The 16,198-nt window shown below is 38.8% G+C and carries 13 protein-coding genes and 2 rRNA genes; 11 read left to right on the top strand and 4 right to left on the bottom strand.

Annotated elements, in window-relative coordinates; translation table 11 throughout:
* Nucleotides 1-384 precede the first annotated feature (384 nt).
* From aroK to trpS, 7 genes are all read left to right on the top strand, one after another.
* Complete coding sequence (gene aroK, locus GWI68_RS12085; RefSeq protein WP_036914409.1) at nt 385-906, top strand: shikimate kinase AroK; 522 nt, start codon at nt 385-387, stop codon at nt 904-906.
* 50 nt (nt 907-956) lie between these two features.
* On the top strand, nt 957-2,051 hold the full coding sequence (gene aroB / locus GWI68_RS12080; RefSeq protein WP_166540437.1) for a 3-dehydroquinate synthase: 1,095 nt from the start codon (nt 957-959) through the stop codon (nt 2,049-2,051).
* A gap of 170 nt (nt 2,052-2,221) precedes the next feature.
* Nucleotides 2,222-3,163, top strand: a complete 942-nt coding sequence (locus GWI68_RS12075; RefSeq protein ID WP_166540436.1) for an SPOR domain-containing protein — start codon at nt 2,222-2,224, stop codon at nt 3,161-3,163.
* Nucleotides 3,164-3,245: 82 nt separating this feature from the next.
* A complete protein-coding gene (gene dam, locus GWI68_RS12070) occupies nt 3,246-4,061 on the top strand; it encodes an adenine-specific DNA-methyltransferase (RefSeq protein WP_166540435.1) in 816 nt (271 codons plus the stop codon).
* A 44-nt stretch (nt 4,062-4,105) separates the two neighbouring features.
* Nucleotides 4,106-4,777 (top strand): ribulose-phosphate 3-epimerase, encoded by a 672-nt coding sequence (rpe, locus tag GWI68_RS12065; protein WP_006534381.1) that lies wholly within the window; start codon nt 4,106-4,108, stop codon nt 4,775-4,777.
* On the top strand, nt 4,777-5,481 hold the full coding sequence (locus GWI68_RS12060) for a phosphoglycolate phosphatase (RefSeq protein ID WP_109409936.1): 705 nt from the start codon (nt 4,777-4,779) through the stop codon (nt 5,479-5,481). The genes rpe and GWI68_RS12060 overlap by 1 nt, the downstream gene beginning before the upstream one ends.
* Nucleotides 5,482-5,488: 7 nt before the next feature.
* On the top strand, nt 5,489-6,517 hold the full coding sequence (gene trpS, locus GWI68_RS12055; RefSeq protein ID WP_166540434.1) for a tryptophan--tRNA ligase: 1,029 nt from the start codon (nt 5,489-5,491) through the stop codon (nt 6,515-6,517).
* Nucleotides 6,518-6,571: 54 nt separating this feature from the next.
* Here the strand turns inward: trpS and yiiM are convergent, their stop codons facing one another.
* A complete protein-coding gene (yiiM, locus tag GWI68_RS12050; protein WP_166540433.1) occupies nt 6,572-7,246 on the bottom strand; it encodes a 6-hydroxyaminopurine reductase in 675 nt (224 codons plus the stop codon).
* Between the two features lie 108 nt (nt 7,247-7,354).
* A complete protein-coding gene (gene sodA, locus GWI68_RS12045; protein ID WP_166540432.1) occupies nt 7,355-7,978 on the bottom strand; it encodes a superoxide dismutase [Mn] in 624 nt (207 codons plus the stop codon).
* 372 nt (nt 7,979-8,350) lie between these two features.
* Between sodA and acs the strand changes: the two genes are divergently transcribed.
* From acs to GWI68_RS12025, 4 genes are all read left to right on the top strand, one after another.
* On the top strand, nt 8,351-10,309 hold the full coding sequence (acs, locus tag GWI68_RS12040; RefSeq protein ID WP_166540431.1) for an acetate--CoA ligase: 1,959 nt from the start codon (nt 8,351-8,353) through the stop codon (nt 10,307-10,309).
* A gap of 156 nt (nt 10,310-10,465) precedes the next feature.
* Nucleotides 10,466-10,777 carry a DUF485 domain-containing protein gene (locus tag GWI68_RS12035; RefSeq protein WP_109410228.1) on the top strand — a complete coding sequence of 104 codons (312 nt, stop codon included), beginning with the start codon at nt 10,466-10,468 and terminating at the stop codon, nt 10,775-10,777.
* Nucleotides 10,774-12,429, top strand: a complete 1,656-nt coding sequence (locus tag GWI68_RS12030; protein ID WP_166540430.1) for a cation acetate symporter — start codon at nt 10,774-10,776, stop codon at nt 12,427-12,429. The genes GWI68_RS12035 and GWI68_RS12030 overlap by 4 nt, the downstream gene beginning before the upstream one ends.
* A 404-nt stretch (nt 12,430-12,833) precedes the next feature.
* Entirely contained in the window at nt 12,834-14,417 is a 1,584-nt protein-coding gene (locus GWI68_RS12025; protein ID WP_166540429.1) for a phosphoethanolamine transferase, read from the top strand.
* A 377-nt stretch (nt 14,418-14,794) separates the two neighbouring features.
* On the opposite strand, the gene rrf is transcribed toward GWI68_RS12025, so the two are convergent.
* A 5S ribosomal RNA gene (rrf, locus tag GWI68_RS12020) occupies nt 14,795-14,910 on the bottom strand.
* Nucleotides 14,911-15,029: 119 nt separating this feature from the next.
* A 23S ribosomal RNA gene (locus GWI68_RS12015) occupies nt 15,030-16,198 on the bottom strand; the annotation flags it as partial.

Raw genomic sequence — 16,198 nt, 5'->3', positions numbered from 1 at the left:
TGCACTTCCTCTATTCTTGGAGGTAGGGCTTTTTATATGTAATATTGATCGCTTGATGACGAAAAAGACAATATTATCAGATGCGGTTTTCCGACTAAATTGTGTTAGAATCTTCGCGTTGCCAACAAAGATGATTACTTTTTTTAGTAGTTTTTGTTATGTACTGTAGGCAAAGGGATTTTTATCCTATGTTGTTGTTTGCAACAGCATGTGGTTATTTTATAGCGATCTACTGAAAGAACTCAGTCTTATTATGAGAGTAGATAACAAATGTTATCAGGTGTGAATTAGATAAACACTCATAAATTTCAGTTTAGGTCCCGTCGCTGAATGAATTTGGCGGGGCGGGTTATCATTAACGAATATCTTAGTAATACCAAAAACATGGCAGAGAAACGTAATATCTTTCTGGTTGGGCCTATGGGTGCCGGCAAAAGCACTATTGGTCGTCAGTTAGCTCAACAACTTAGTATGGAGTTTTATGATTCCGATCAGGAAATTGAGCGGCGTACAGGTGCGGATGTAGGTTGGGTATTTGATGTAGAAGGCGAAGAAGGCTTCCGTCAACGAGAAGAGAAAATAATCAACGAACTCACTGAAAAGCAAGGCATTGTACTTGCTACAGGTGGCGGTTCGGTGAAATCGCGAGAAACCCGTAACAGACTATCTGCACGTGGTGTGGTTGTTTATTTAGAAACAAACATTGAAAAGCAACTCGCTCGAACCCAACGTGATAAAAAACGTCCTTTATTGCAAGGTGTTGAACCTGTGCGTGATGTCCTAGAGACATTAGCTGAAGAACGTAATCCTCTTTATGAAGAGATTGCTGACATCACAATTCATACTGATGATCAGAGTGCAAAAATTGTAGCCAATCAAATAATTGAATTATTAGAACAAAACTAATTCAACTATTTATAAGGTTAAGTAAAGACAATAAGAAGAAGGCCACTGTTATGGAAAAAATCACTGTCACATTAGGTGAAAGAAGCTATCCCATTACCATTGCTTCTGGCCTTTTTCATCAACCTGATACCTTTTTACCATTAAAATCAGGGCAGCAAGTTATGATAGTTACGAATGTAACGCTTGCTCCTCTCTATTTAGAAAAGGTAACAAACACCTTAAAAAAACAAGGTGTTTTGGTTGATAGCGTGATTTTACCTGATGGCGAACAATATAAATCGCTTGAAATCATGAACGATGTCTTTACTGCATTATTAGAAAAAAATCACAATCGAGATACGACACTTATCGCATTAGGCGGAGGTGTTATTGGTGATCTAACTGGTTTTGCGGCAGCAAGTTACCAACGTGGTGTTCGCTTTATCCAAGTTCCTACTACGTTGTTATCACAAGTTGATTCATCTGTTGGCGGAAAAACAGCAGTTAATCACCCTCTTGGCAAGAATATGATTGGTGCTTTTTACCAACCAGCTTCTGTCATCATTGATCTCGATTGCCTTGCCACATTACCACCTCGTGAACTTTCATCTGGTTTAGCTGAAGTTATAAAATATGGCATCATTTTAGATAAAGACTTCTTTATCTGGCTTGAAAATAATATTGATAAACTTTTGGCGCTTGACCCTAAAGCTATGGCTTTTTGCATCCGTCGTTGCTGTGAGCTAAAAGCTGAAGTTGTCGCCGCAGATGAAAAAGAAACCAGTGGCTTACGTGCATTACTCAATCTAGGCCATACTTATGGGCACGCTATTGAAGCTCATATGGGATATGGTGTTTGGTTGCATGGTGAAGCGGTTGCAGCAGGTATGGTAATGGCGGCAAGAACCTCTCAAGCCCTTGGTCAATTTACCGAAGAAGAAACACAACGTGTTATTCAATTACTTGAGAAAGCAAATCTCCCCGTCAATGGCCCTGTAGAAATGACACCTGATGACTATTTACCTCATATGATGAGAGATAAAAAGGTTTCTGGTGGCAAACTGCACCTCGTTTTACCAAAAGGCATCGGTCAATCTGAATTACGTGCGGATATTTCTCGCGAACAAGTCCACAAAGCGATAACATCTTGCATTAATGCAAATTAAGCTCCCCATTACCTGACTAGAAGTAAACCAGAATGCCTACTTAAGGATAATTCTGGTTAATATTGTCAAATGCAACGTTTCAGAAAAAGCGTTTCATCCTTATACTATGAGGTAATGGCTAAGGCTGAATAGAATATTTTTCGCTTTTTGACGCTCTGACGGAGGGCATAATGGACGAGTTCAAACCTGATAATGAAATTAAGGGTGATAATTCACTCAAACCTGATACATCGGATAGACCTGAACGTCGAACCAACCGACCTCGTAGCAACCCATTAAAAAATGCACGCTTCTCTGTATCCCGTCAACAGATGATGATTGGTGTAGGTGTCCTAGTGCTTATTCTGTTAATTATTGCAATCAGCTCTGCATTAAAATCACCAGAAACAACTGAACCTACGTCACCAACTGGAACAGAAAGAAATATCGATCTGTCTCAACAACCGTCATCCGTTACACCTACAGAAAATGGTCAGCCATCAACACCTCAAGCTATTTCTGGACAAGAAATCCAATCAGTGACACCCCCTTCACAAAATTTACCACCTATGATTGATTCACAAGGTCAACGTGTTGAGATCCCTGGTGATATTGTTGATTCTTTAAATCAACAACAAGCAGGTATAAACCAAGTGACTGGTCAACAGCAGCAATTAAATTCACAACAACCAAAACCAGTACAGCCAGCGACACAGCCACCAGCAACCAAGCCAGTGCAACCAGTACAAAAACCTGCTGAAGTAAAAACACCGCCAACAAAGCCGGTAACACCTCCAGCAACAACACAATCTAAACCCGCTACTAAACCGGTTGTTTCAGGCTCATTATCTGCTGGCAATTTAAGTTCTATTCCAGCTTCAAATTATACATTGCAATTAAGTGGTGCAAGTCGCCAAGATACCTTAGAAGCTTTCGCTAAAAAGAACCTCAATGGAAACTACGCTATCTATAAAACTCAGCGTAATGGTAACCCTTGGTATGTACTCATCTATGGTAACTATCGTAATATAAGCGAAGCTAAACAGGCTGTTTCTTCATTACCTGCACCGGTACAAGCGAAACAACCTTGGGTTAGACCGATGAAACATGTTCATCAGGATCTAAAAAAATAATTAAGACGAGGTTCACCGCTGATATGCTGTCTGAAACAGAGTACAATCGGCGACTCTGAAACGATTGAGAAATTTGGACGGCATGAAAAAAAAGCGCGCATTCCTAAAATGGGCTGGTGGTAAGTATCCTTTGGTAGATGACATTAAACGTCATCTGCCTGAAGGTAACTGTTTAATTGAACCTTTTATGGGTGCTGGTTCTGTTTTTTTAAATACAGAATACGATTCATATATTCTTGCCGACATAAATAGTGATCTAATTCATCTCTATAATACGGTAAAGCGACATCCTGAAAAATTTATGAAGGATGCTCGCTTGTTATTTACCCCTCAAATGAATATCGCAGAGGAATTTTATCAACTACGACAAGAGTTTAATCGCTCAACTGATCCTTATCAGCGTAGTGTTCTATTTCTCTATCTTAACCGTCATTGCTACAATGGGTTATGTCGTTATAATTCCAAAGGTGAATATAACGTCCCTTTTGGCCGTTACAAAAAACCTTATTTTCCTGAAACAGAGTTAATTTGGTTTTCTGAAAAAGCGCAAAAAGCTAAATTTGTTTGCCAAAGCTATTCATCAACCATGACAAATGCAGAAAAAGGTGCCGTCATTTATTGTGATCCGCCTTATGCGCCATTATCACCAACTGCAAATTTCACGTCATACCATACAAATAGCTTTAGTTTTCAAGAGCAGGAACATCTGGCTCAACTTGCCTCAATGCTGGCTTACGAGAGACAGATACCCGTGTTAATATCAAATCATGAGACTGCGTTAACAAAAGAGTGGTATGTAGACGCAAAAGAGCTACACAGTGTGAAAGTCAGAAGAACAATCAGTAGCAACACACTTGGTCGTAGCAAAGTGAACGAATTACTTGCCTTATATAAATAATCGTTAACACCTCCCGACAATGGGAGTGTTGTCAGGAGAATGCGATGAAAGATTTTCTGATTGCCCCTTCTATTTTATCTGCTGATTTTGCACGCCTTGGTGAAGATACTGAAAAAGTACTTGCTGCGGGTGCTGACGTTGTCCACTTTGATGTCATGGATAACCATTATGTTCCAAATCTGACGTTTGGCGCACCGATATGCAAAGCCTTACGTAACTATGGAATTACTGCACCTATTGATGTTCATTTAATGGTAAAGCCCGTTGATCGCATCATCCCTGATTTTGCAGAAGCAGGCGCAACTTATATTTCATTTCATGCAGAAGCCAGTGACCACGTTGACCGTACCATTCAATTAATCAAAGATTGTGGTTGTAAAGCAGGCTTAGTGCTTAATCCAGCAACCCCATTAAACTATCTCGACTATGTTATGGATAAATTAGATCTTATCCTGCTGATGTCTGTTAACCCAGGTTTTGGTGGCCAATCATTTATTCCTAACACTCTCGATAAATTACGCCAAGTTCGTAAGATGATTGATGATGGTGGTTATGACATTCGTTTAGAAATTGATGGCGGTGTCAAAGTCGATAATATTGCTGAAATTGCCCAAGCGGGTGCAGATATGTTTGTTGCTGGCTCTGCTATTTTCAATCAGCCTGACTATAAACATGTTATCGACAATATGCGCCGTGAATTAAAGAAGGTATCGTAATGACAGATAAAAAACTCAAAGGTATCCGTGCTATCGCCTTTGATCTCGATGGCACACTCACCGACAGCGCAGTAGGGCTTACAGAAGCAACAGATTACGCATTAAAAGCAAAAGGCTTTCCTCCTGCTGGAAAACATAACGTCACTATCTGGGTGGGTAATGGCGTTGATATGCTACTTACGCGTGCTTTGCATAATGCTGGCGTTGAGGATGTCACTGAAACCTTATTAAAAGAGATGCGTGATCTTTTTGATGAACATTATGCAACTTCCGTCAAAACAGGCAGTGATTTATTCCCGCACGTTAAAGAAACGCTTGAAGTATTAGCTTCACATAATATTCCATTAGGTATCGTCACCAATAAACCGTCACCATTTATCGCTCCACTATTACAGCAACTGGAAATTGATAAGTATTTTTCCTTAGTGCTAGGAGGAGACGATGTTAAAGAAAAAAAACCGCATCCAGCACCATTATATTTAACAATGGGTACATTTGGTGTTAAAAAGGAAGAACTCCTTTTTGTTGGGGATTCTCGCAACGATATTATTGCAGCACAAGAGGCACAATGCCCTTGCGTAGGTTTAACCTATGGCTATAACTACGGCGTATCTATCGCAGATAGCAAACCTGATTATACTCTTGATAATTTTGCTGATTTGCTTTCAATCCTCGACATCACGCCAATGACAACTGTGGAATAGAACTAACATGACGACTTCAGTAGAAAAAAAGGCAAAAAAACCAATTGTATTCAGTGGTGCACAGCCTTCTGGTGAGTTAACTATCGGAAACTATATGGGTGCATTACGTCAATGGGTACAAATGCAAGATGATTATGACTGCATTTACTGTATCGTTGACCAGCACGCCATTACAGTTCGTCAAGATCCAAAAGAATTAAGAAAAAGAACGCTAGATACGCTGGCACTCTATCTTGCTTGCGGTATTGATCCAGAAAAAAGCACCATTTTTGTTCAGTCACATGTTCCACAACATGCTCAATTAAGCTGGGCACTCAATTGTTACACCTATTTTGGTGAATTGAGCCGTATGACTCAATTTAAAGATAAATCAGCCCGTCATGCTGAAAATATTAACGCCGGATTATTTGATTATCCTGTATTAATGGCAGCAGATATTCTTATTTATCAAACAAATCAAGTTCCTGTTGGTATTGACCAAAAACAACATCTTGAATTAAGTCGTGATATTGCTCAGCGTTTTAACGCTATTTATGGCGATATCTTCACTGTACCAGATCCTTTTATTCCAAAAGGTGGTGCGCGTGTTATGGCATTACAAGATCCAACTAAAAAGATGTCTAAGTCTGATGATAACCGTAATAACGTTATCGCATTGCTTGAAGATCCAAAAGCGGCAGCTAAAAAAATCAAACGTGCAATGACTGACTCAGAAGAGCCACCTCGTGTTATTTACGATCTTGAAAATAAAGCGGGTGTATCTAACTTATTGGATATTTTAGCGGGTGTAACAGGTAAAACTATTCCTGAATTAGAAGCTGAATTTGAAGGCCAAATGTACGGTCATCTAAAAGGCGCTGTCGCAGATGCGGTCTCTGAAATGCTAACCAACATTCAAGAACGATTTAACACATTCCGTAATGATGATGCTCTGCTTAATAAAATAATGAAAGAAGGTGCAGATAAAGCTAAAGCTCGCGCTCAAGCAACCTTAGACAAGGTTTATAACGCAATCGGGTTTATTGCTCATCCGTGATTTTCTTTTAATACATAAAAAACACCTCTCCTATTTTTAGAGAGGTGTTTTTTTTTATTCTTTAAATAACCGCCGATTAAAACTCTCAATGGTTTGATTTTGCATTCTTAACTGCATAGTCTTACTCCAACTCGCAGATAACCCTGCGGCACTTAATAGACGACGATAAAGTTCTTCATCAAAGGGCATATGAAAAGCAATTGAAATCGCCTCTTTAACAGAGACATCACTGTTTCTTGAAACCAAGACAAGAGGATGATGACTACCTGTTTCTCCTGTACTCACAACACGATATAACCAACCACAATAGCCACTATCTTGCATAATTTGCGAAAAGTTACTGACTTCAGTCACTGTATTAAGTTTATAGCAAGGAGAGCGAGGTTGTGTGACTTGGATAAAAGCATTTCCCCATTGGTAAATATCACCAATAAAAACATTTTCTTCAGTCATGCCGGTTGTTGAGATATTTTCACCAAATGCTGGAGCATGAAGAAAATCAGTCAATTGTGGGAATTGCTCAGCCCAATAACGATAGTGTTCTTTAGGATAGTGACAAAGTGCGCGATCAGGGCCACCGTGAAAACTCTTTTCTGCTTGCTCATCACCTTCTAATCCCAGCGAAGTGAGTTTGATATGACCATCCACCAGCCTTTTAGTGATCGCACTGGTAAATCCATTAGATGTTGTTGTGATGTTGCCGATAAAAACACTAGGAAAATAACGCATGGCTCACTACCTAAACAGAAAACAATGACCCATAGTAAAGAGAGTGTTCAAAATAAACAATGCCGACAATTGTCGGCATTTAAAATAGAACAGAAATTATCAATTCAATTATGCTTTGCTTTGAAAACGTTTTTGCGCTTCATCCCAGTTCACAACTGACCAGAACGCTTTGATATAATCAGGGCGACGGTTTTGATATTTCAAATAATAAGCATGTTCCCACACATCTAATCCAACAATTGGATAGCCAGATGCACCAGCTAACTCTTCACCCATTAATGGGCTATCTTGGTTGGCTGTAGAAACAACGGCTAACTTACCATCCTCTTTTAATACCAGCCATGCCCAGCCTGAACCAAAACGGCTAGCTGCTGCTTTTTCAAATAACTCTTTAAAAGCATCAACACTACCAAAATCGCGTTCAATCGCCTCTTTTAGTGAACCTTGTAATTGAGTTCCTAATTTTAAACCTTTCCAAAATAAAGAGTGATTTGAGTGGCCACCCGCATTATTACGTAAGAATGTACGTTGATCTGCAGGCACTTTATGAAGGTTTTTAACTAGCTCATCAATATCTAAGCCAGCAAGTTCAGGTAATTTTTCTAATGCAGTATTGGTATTATTTACATAAGTTTGATGATGCTTAGTATGGTGAATTTCCATTGTACGCTCATCAAAATGAGGTTCTAACGCATCATAAGCATAAGGCAGTGCAGGTAATGTATAGCTCATATTAATCTCCAGTGCTGTTTTATCTTGGATCACATCATGTGATTTATCTTTTCATTTCATTATAGTGAAAAAAACGTTAATGAAAATCATTATCATATCCATATTATTTTTGTGGTTTTTTTATTCAGCACTCGTTAATTAATTTTCACAGTATATTGTTTTAATTTAAAAGCCTTTTATTAAATAATAATTCTATTAAACAAGATAAATACAGCTAAATAATGCACAGCTTGCTTTAGCACTAATTGAACATTCCATGAAAAGCATTTCCATTAATTCGTGATCTTCTGCGCAAAAAAGAAACAATTTTAATCCCCCCTCTTTTGTTAACGACTTTTTGACATAGTATTAACAATAGTGAGGAGAACTATTATGACAAAAATAAACCAACATCATATTCCTGCAAGCATTGCAGAACATGCCCTGATCAATAAAGAGCAATACCAAAAAGACTATGAATTATCTATCAAAAACCCTGAGGCCTTTTGGGCAGATAAAGGGAAGATTGTTGACTGGATAAAACCATATACTGTGGTAAAAAACACTTCATTTGACCCAGGCCACGTACGCATTCGCTGGTTTGAAGATGGACAGCTAAACATCAGCCAAAACTGCCTTGATCGCCACCTTAAAACACGGGGTGATCAAACTGCAATTATTTGGGAAGGTGACTCACCTAATGAGTCGAAAAAAATCACTTACCGACAACTCCACCAAGATGTTTGCCAATTCGCTAATGTATTAAAAAATCTAGGAATTAAAAAAGGCGATGTTGTGGCGATTTATATGCCGATGGTACCTGAAGCAGCAGTTGCTATGCTCGCTTGTACTCGTATTGGTGCAATCCACTCTGTTATTTTTGGTGGTTTCTCACCAGAAGCCGTTGCTGGTCGTATCATTGATTCGAAAGCCAAATTAGTTATCACTGCTGATGAAGGCTTGCGCGCAGGCCGTGCTATCCCTCTAAAGAAAAATGTCGATGATGCATTAAATCACGCGGATATTCCGCCGATTAATCATGTTGTTATACTTCGCCGAACAGGAAATACAGAACAATGGATTGAAGGTCGTGATATTTGGTGGGATGAAATTATTCAAGGTGTAAGTACTGAGTGTGATGTAGAAGTTATGGATGCTGAAGATCCACTCTTTATTCTGTACACATCGGGTTCAACAGGTAAACCTAAAGGTGTGTTACATACCACTGGAGGCTATCTTGTTTATGCTTCAATGACGTTTAAATACACCTTTGATTATCATGAAGGTGATATTTATTGGTGTACTGCTGACGTAGGTTGGGTAACAGGGCATAGCTACTTACTGTATGGCCCGCTATCAAATGGTGCAACAACAGTCATGTTTGAAGGTGTACCTAATTACCCAGCAGTTAACCGTATGGCTCAAATCGTTGATAAGCACCAAATCAATATTCTCTACACAGCCCCTACCGCAATTCGTGCGTTAATGGCTGAAGGCGATAAAGCGATTGAAGGTACTCAACGCACCTCTCTACGCATTCTTGGCTCTGTAGGTGAACCTATTAATCCGGAAGCTTGGGAATGGTTCTATCAGAAAATGGGACGTAGCCAATGCCCGATTGTTGATACATGGTGGCAAACAGAAACCGGTGGTTTCATGATAACTCCATTGCCGGGAGCTATGGATCTAAAACCAGGTTCAGCAACACGCCCTTTCTTCGGCGTTCAACCTGCTATTGTCGACAATATGGGAGAAGTACAACAAGGAGCTTGTGAAGGTAACTTAGTGATTACTGATTCTTGGCCAGGTCAAGCAAGAACACTTTTTGGTGATCACGATCGGTTTGAACAAACTTACTTCTCAACCTTTAAAGGTATGTATTTCTCTGGTGATGGTGCTCGCCGTGATGAAGATGGTGATTACTGGATAACAGGACGTGTTGATGATGTCTTGAATATTTCAGGCCACCGTTTAGGAACAGCAGAAATAGAATCTGCCCTCGTCGCTCACCCTAAGATTGCGGAAGCCGCAGTAGTGGGTATTCCTCATAATATTAAAGGACAGGCTATTTATGCTTATGTCACGTTAAATCATGGTGAAGAGCCAACGCCTGAGCTTTATACAGAAGTCCGTAACTGGGTACGTAAAGAAATAGGACCAATTGCAACACCAGATATTCTTCACTGGACAGATTCTTTACCCAAAACGCGCTCGGGGAAAATTATGCGCCGTATCTTGCGTAAAATTGCCTCTGGTGACACAACTAACCTCGGAGATACCTCAACACTCGCCGATCCAGGTGTTGTAGAGAAACTGTTAGAAGAAAAACAGTCTCTATCACTTACTGCTTAACACAGCAATATAACTGTCATTTAAAAACGTGATACGACAATGCAAAGGCATGAAAATGCCTTTGCTAAGCTCTCTTACCTGAAAATCATGGAATGCGGGGGATTTAAGCCTCTAAATCAAGTGATCAACCAAACAATTATATAGAGGAGAACTCTGATGAATGCCAATATTTATCAAGAGATAGAAAATAACCCTCGCTTTAAAGAACTGGTTAAAAAACGTAGTCGTTTTTCATGGACACTTTCAATTATTACACTCGTTATGTATGTTTCATTTATCTTACTTATCGCCTTCTATCCACAATGGCTAGGAACTCCCTTGTATGAGGGTAGCTACATTACACGAGGTATTCCTATTGGCATCGGGTTAATTATTGCTTCATTTTTATTAACTGGTATTTACGTTGTAAAAGCCAATACAGTGTTCGACAAACTGACAAACGAGATTATTGAAGAGGTAGAAAAATGAGCAAATTACTCTACACAATAAGCCTATTTCTCCTCTCTTCAACCGTTGTTTATGCTGCTGCAATAACAGAAGGTGGTGAGAAACAACCGATGAATATTCAGGCTATTATTATGTTTCTGATATTTGTTGGATTAACACTTTATATCACTTATTGGGCCTCTAAACGTACTCGTTCACGTTCAGACTATTATACAGCTGGAGGAAAAATAACAGGATTTCAAAATGGGATGGCTATTGCAGGCGATTTTATGTCAGCAGCATCCTTTTTAGGGATTTCCGCTCTCGTTTATACTTCTGGTTACGATGGTCTGATTTATTCAATAGGATTCCTCATCGGCTGGCCGATTATTCTTTTTATTATTGCTGAACGTTTACGTAATTTAGGACGTTATACCTTTGCTGATGTTGTTTCTTACCGATTAAGCCCTAAACCGATTAGAACACTCTCTGCTATAGGCTCTTTAGTAGTGGTGGCTCTTTATCTGATTGCACAAATGGTCGGCGCAGGAAAGCTAATCGAGCTACTTTTTGGCTTGAACTATCATATTGCTGTGGTACTCGTTGGTATTCTCATGGTGTTGTATGTGTTATTTGGTGGCATGTTAGCAACGACTTGGGTACAAATCATCAAAGCTATTTTATTACTCGCTAGTGCAAGTTTTATGGCTGTTATGGTCATGAAAACGGTAGATTTTAATTTCAACACTTTATTTAAAGAAGCTGTAAATGTGCATTCAAAAGGCTCCTCAATTATGAGCCCAGGAGGCTTAGTCTCTGATCCTATTTCTGCACTTTCTTTAGGTCTTGCATTAATGTTTGGTACCGCAGGGCTCCCTCATATCATCATGCGCTTCTTTACAGTTAGTGATGCCAAAGAAGCCCGTAAGAGTGTCTTCTATGCAACAGGTTTTATCGGCTATTTCTATATTCTTACTTTTATCATTGGTTTCGGCGCTATCCTACTCGTTAGCCCTAATCCTGTGTTCAAAGATGCCGCTGGCGCTCTAATTGGTGGCACAAACATGGCAGCAGTTCATCTTGCTGATGCTGTTGGGGGTAATTTCTTCCTTGGTTTTATCTCTGCGGTTGCTTTTGCCACTATATTAGCTGTTGTTGCAGGGTTGACTTTAGCTGGTGCTTCCGCGGTTTCTCATGATCTTTATGCTAACGTAATTAAAAATGGTCATGCAGATGAACGTAAAGAGCTTAATGTATCTAAAGTAACTGTTGTAATATTGGGGATAGTCGCTATAGGTTTAGGGATACTATTTGAAAAGCAAAACATTGCCTTTATGGTAGGACTCGCTTTCTCAATAGCCGCAAGCTGTAACTTCCCAATCATTTTGCTATCAATGTATTGGAAAGGACTAACAACACGTGGCGCTGTAGCTGGGGGATGGTCTGGTTTATTAATAGCCGTAACATTAATGATCTTAGGGCCAACAATTTGGGTCAGCATTTTAGGTCATGAAAAACCTATCTATCCTTATGAATATCCAGCATTATTTTCAATGGTAGTTGCTTTTGTTGTTTCATGGTTTTTTTCAATTACAGATAAATCATCTTTAGGTGAGCAAGAAAAAGTGAAGTTTCAAGCACAATTTATTCGCTCTCAAATTGGCTTAGGAATTGAACAAGGCAAAGATCACTAAGAGTCATAAAACCCACTGATAATTTACGATAAAAGTGCTCATTCTTTTATAATAAAGAAGGGCACTTTTATTTTATTGCTATACAATCCAAATATATTTATCCCCTTTACTTATTTAGAATAAATCTAATTTTTAAATACATATCTATACGTTTATTTTAATAACTTGCTGTTTATTAGCTCCTTATCACAAAAGAAAATAAAAACAAAATAAAATCAATACATTACAAATAAAATCATTATTATTTATTCACTTTATAACTTTATTTATAATACAAAAAAGCTAGAAAAGTCGTAATAATACCAAATTCAGACACATTTCAGTCAAACAAGCCTTGTATTGTCAAAAGGTAAATGGTTAACTTTTTGTTCTACATAAGAAGAGGTGACAGTTTTAAATAGATTATGTCTCGACTAACTTATTACACACTTTTATTTCTTTTATCTATAACACCAGCAATACTTGGTGGCTCAACGTTGTATATAGAACAAAAGATTTATATTGTTCTCATTGGTTGGCTACTTATGCTGATGTGTAGTGGAATTTATCGTTCAATTCTGGGAAAAATAGTAACATTTATAATTAGCGCGCTATGGTCTTTAAATCTGTCTATTTCTCTATTTTTCTATCGTGAACACGACATTGCATTTTCCTCTTCTATCGCAGAAACGTTTATAAATACTAACGGCAGTGAGACTGTTGGTATGCTTTCTTATAATAAATATTACGTGTTATTTTATATATGTAGCTTCTCTATTTATTATTTTCTTATCCATAAAAGCGCTCGATTTTCTCATTTAAAAACCACAATAAATAGTGTTATTGCAATCGTTATATTAATAGCAATTATTCCTATATATAAAAACCTAGCATTAAGAAATGATAACAATACTAAATTAATCTCTGAATATACTCTTTTAAATACACCTTTTTATAATGCAGCAGCACTGGTTAGAACGTTTCATGAAAATCGTCAAATAAAAAGAATAGCTTCTCAAAAAGTTAATTATCAATATAGTAAAAAAGATAATAATACAGATATTTATATTCTTATTATTGGGGAATCTGTTCGGCGTGACCATTTAGGTATTTATGGTTATCCTCATGATACAACTCCAAATTTAATGAAAGAGAAAAACAATCTAATTCTTTTTAAGAATGTTTACTCTCCAGCCCCAGTAACCATTCTTTCTGTACCAATTTCTCTCTCAAATATAGGGTTAGAGCAGTTACAGGATAAAAATCATTACGCTGATAATATTGTTTCCCTTGCTAATCATGCTGGATTTAAAACTTATTGGCTAAGTAACCAAGGGGAAGGGAATCAAAAAACAAGTGTAATCTCGGTCATTGCAAATATGGCACAGAATAAAAAGTGGAATGATTTTATTGGTTATGATGAAGAACTACTTCCTTATTTAGATAAAGCACTCAATGAACCATCTACACAGAAAAAATTTATTATTTTGCATACTTATGGTAGTCATGAACCTGCTTGTAACCGATTTCCAAATCAAGATTTTAAAAAATTCACACAACAAGAAGATGATAATTGTTATGACAGCTCTATCGCTTATACAGATAAATTAATTAATAACATTATTGAAAAAGTAAAAGATAAACCCGCATCTATTCTCTACTTTGCAGATCATGCTTTACAGCGCCTCGATAAGAATAGAGAGATTCGTTATCATCATGGTGTAAATACACCGCGTAAAGAAGCTTACGACATTCCTTTGTTCATTTGGTATAGCTCATCATCTATTAAACCTGTTATTAATGATGAAGCGTTGAATGAGCCTTATTCGACGGTAAATAACTATTGGCTATTAAGTAGTTGGCTTGGTATAGAACATAACTCACCAAAAAAATGTTATTCACCATTAAAAGAATGCTATCAGCCGAAATCACCAATAATGGTTATTGATGGGAATAAAAACCTCTTAAACTATGATTTATTAAGTTCAGAAGAGCAGGAACCTCAATAATATCCTCATCAAAAATATCTAAATAAGAAATACACTTAATAATAAAGAGTGTGTTTATACCTTCATTATCTATTTCTAATAAGATCTGTTTGAGATAATAAAAACAGAAAAGAATAACTCTAGGTATCAAATTAAGTAATATTAGATGCTTGATACGGTGATGATCTTACTAATTGAATGCCATAAATAGGATTTAATGGCGTTAAGAGTGGCTATTTTAAAGATCAATTGAGGAATGTAACAACATTTTTAGCTTTATTTTTTTCTATATATCGATTATTAAATTCAATGAATTATCGACTAGCATATAAGCTATATAAAAAACTCCAAACGCAAAAAAGCCAACCCATTGGGTTGGCTTTCTCGTCTTATTTAATGCCTGGCAGTTCCCTACTCTCACATGGGGAGACCCCACACTACCATCGGCGCTACAACGTTTCACTTCTGAGTTCGGCATGGGATCAGGTGGGACCGTTGCGCTATGGCCGCCAAGCAAATTCTGTTTAATCACCCGTTATTTTGTATCTCTACGCAATAACCAGCAATATTCAATCTTAAACAAGCTTACTTCATCTACTCTTTGTCTCTCAGACAAAACACCTTCGGTGTTGTCAGGTTAAGCCTCACGGTTCATTAGTACTGGTTAGCTCAACGTATCGCTACGCTTACACACCCAGCCTATCAACGTCTTAGTCTTAAACGTTCCTTTAGGTCACTCAAGGTGACAGGGAAGACTCATCTCGAGGCAAGTTTCCCGCTTAGATGCTTTCAGCGGTTATCTCTTCCGCACTTAGCTACCGGGCAATGCCATTGGCATGACAACCCGAACACCAGTGGTGCGTTCACTCCGGTCCTCTCGTACTAGGAGCAACCCCTCTCAATCTTCCAACGCCCACGGCAGATAGGGACCGAACTGTCTCACGACGTTCTAAACCCAGCTCGCGTACCACTTTAAATGGCGAACAGCCATACCCTTGGGACCTACTTCAGCCCCAGGATGTGATGAGCCGACATCGAGGTGCCAAACACCGCCGTCGATATGAACTCTTGGGCGGTATCAGCCTGTTATCCCCGGAGTACCTTTTATCCGTTGAGCGATGGCCCTTCCATTCAGAACCACCGGATCACTAAGACCTACTTTCGTACCTGCTCGAGCCGTCACTCTCACAGTCAAGCTGGCTTATGCCTTTGCACTAACCGCATGATGTCCGACCATGCTTAGCCAACCTTCGTGCTCCTCCGTTACTCTTTAGGAGGAGACCGCCCCAGTCAAACTACCCACCAGACACGGTCCCCGATCCAGATTATGGACCTAGGTTAGAACATCAAACGTTAAAGGGTGGTATTTCAAGGTTGACTCCATGCAGACTGGCGTCCACATTTCATAGTCTCCCACCTATCCTACACATCAAGGCTCAATGTTCAGTGTCAAGCTATAGTAAAGGTTCACGGGGTCTTTCCGTCTTGCCGCGGGTACACTGCATCTTCACAGCGAGTTCAATTTCACTGAGTCTCGGGTGGAGACAGCCTGGCCATCATTACGCCATTCGTGCAGGTCGGAACTTACCCGACAAGGAATTTCGCTACCTTAGGACCGTTATAGTTACGGCCGCCGTTTACTGGGGCTTCGATCAAGAGCTTCTCCCTAAGGATAACCCCATCAATTAACCTTCCAGCACCGGGCAGGCGTCACACCGTATACGTCCACTTTCGTGTTTGCACAGTGCTGTGTTTTTAATAAACAGTTGCAGCCAGCTGGTATCTTCGACTGGCTTCGGCTC

It is taken from the genome of Proteus sp. G2669 (assembly GCF_009915245.1).
In the GTDB taxonomy this organism is placed as follows: domain Bacteria; phylum Pseudomonadota; class Gammaproteobacteria; order Enterobacterales; family Enterobacteriaceae; genus Proteus.
The sequence above is the reverse complement of the archived record's forward strand: the minus strand, read 5'-3'. Positions and strand labels throughout refer to the sequence as shown.

Coding starts and splice junctions, on each gene's coding strand:
- aroK (WP_036914409.1), top strand. CDS start 385: ATGGCAGAGAAACGTAATATCTTTCTGGTTGGGCCTATGGGTGCCGGC.
- aroB (WP_166540437.1), top strand. CDS start 957: ATGGAAAAAATCACTGTCACATTAGGTGAAAGAAGCTATCCCATTACC.
- GWI68_RS12075 (WP_166540436.1), top strand. CDS start 2,222: ATGGACGAGTTCAAACCTGATAATGAAATTAAGGGTGATAATTCACTC.
- dam (WP_166540435.1), top strand. CDS start 3,246: ATGAAAAAAAAGCGCGCATTCCTAAAATGGGCTGGTGGTAAGTATCCT.
- rpe (WP_006534381.1), top strand. CDS start 4,106: ATGAAAGATTTTCTGATTGCCCCTTCTATTTTATCTGCTGATTTTGCA.
- GWI68_RS12060 (WP_109409936.1), top strand. CDS start 4,777: ATGACAGATAAAAAACTCAAAGGTATCCGTGCTATCGCCTTTGATCTC.
- trpS (WP_166540434.1), top strand. CDS start 5,489: ATGACGACTTCAGTAGAAAAAAAGGCAAAAAAACCAATTGTATTCAGT.
- yiiM (WP_166540433.1), bottom strand. CDS start 7,246: ATGCGTTATTTTCCTAGTGTTTTTATCGGCAACATCACAACAACATCT.
- sodA (WP_166540432.1), bottom strand. CDS start 7,978: ATGAGCTATACATTACCTGCACTGCCTTATGCTTATGATGCGTTAGAA.
- acs (WP_166540431.1), top strand. CDS start 8,351: ATGACAAAAATAAACCAACATCATATTCCTGCAAGCATTGCAGAACAT.
- GWI68_RS12035 (WP_109410228.1), top strand. CDS start 10,466: ATGAATGCCAATATTTATCAAGAGATAGAAAATAACCCTCGCTTTAAA.
- GWI68_RS12030 (WP_166540430.1), top strand. CDS start 10,774: ATGAGCAAATTACTCTACACAATAAGCCTATTTCTCCTCTCTTCAACC.
- GWI68_RS12025 (WP_166540429.1), top strand. CDS start 12,834: ATGTCTCGACTAACTTATTACACACTTTTATTTCTTTTATCTATAACA.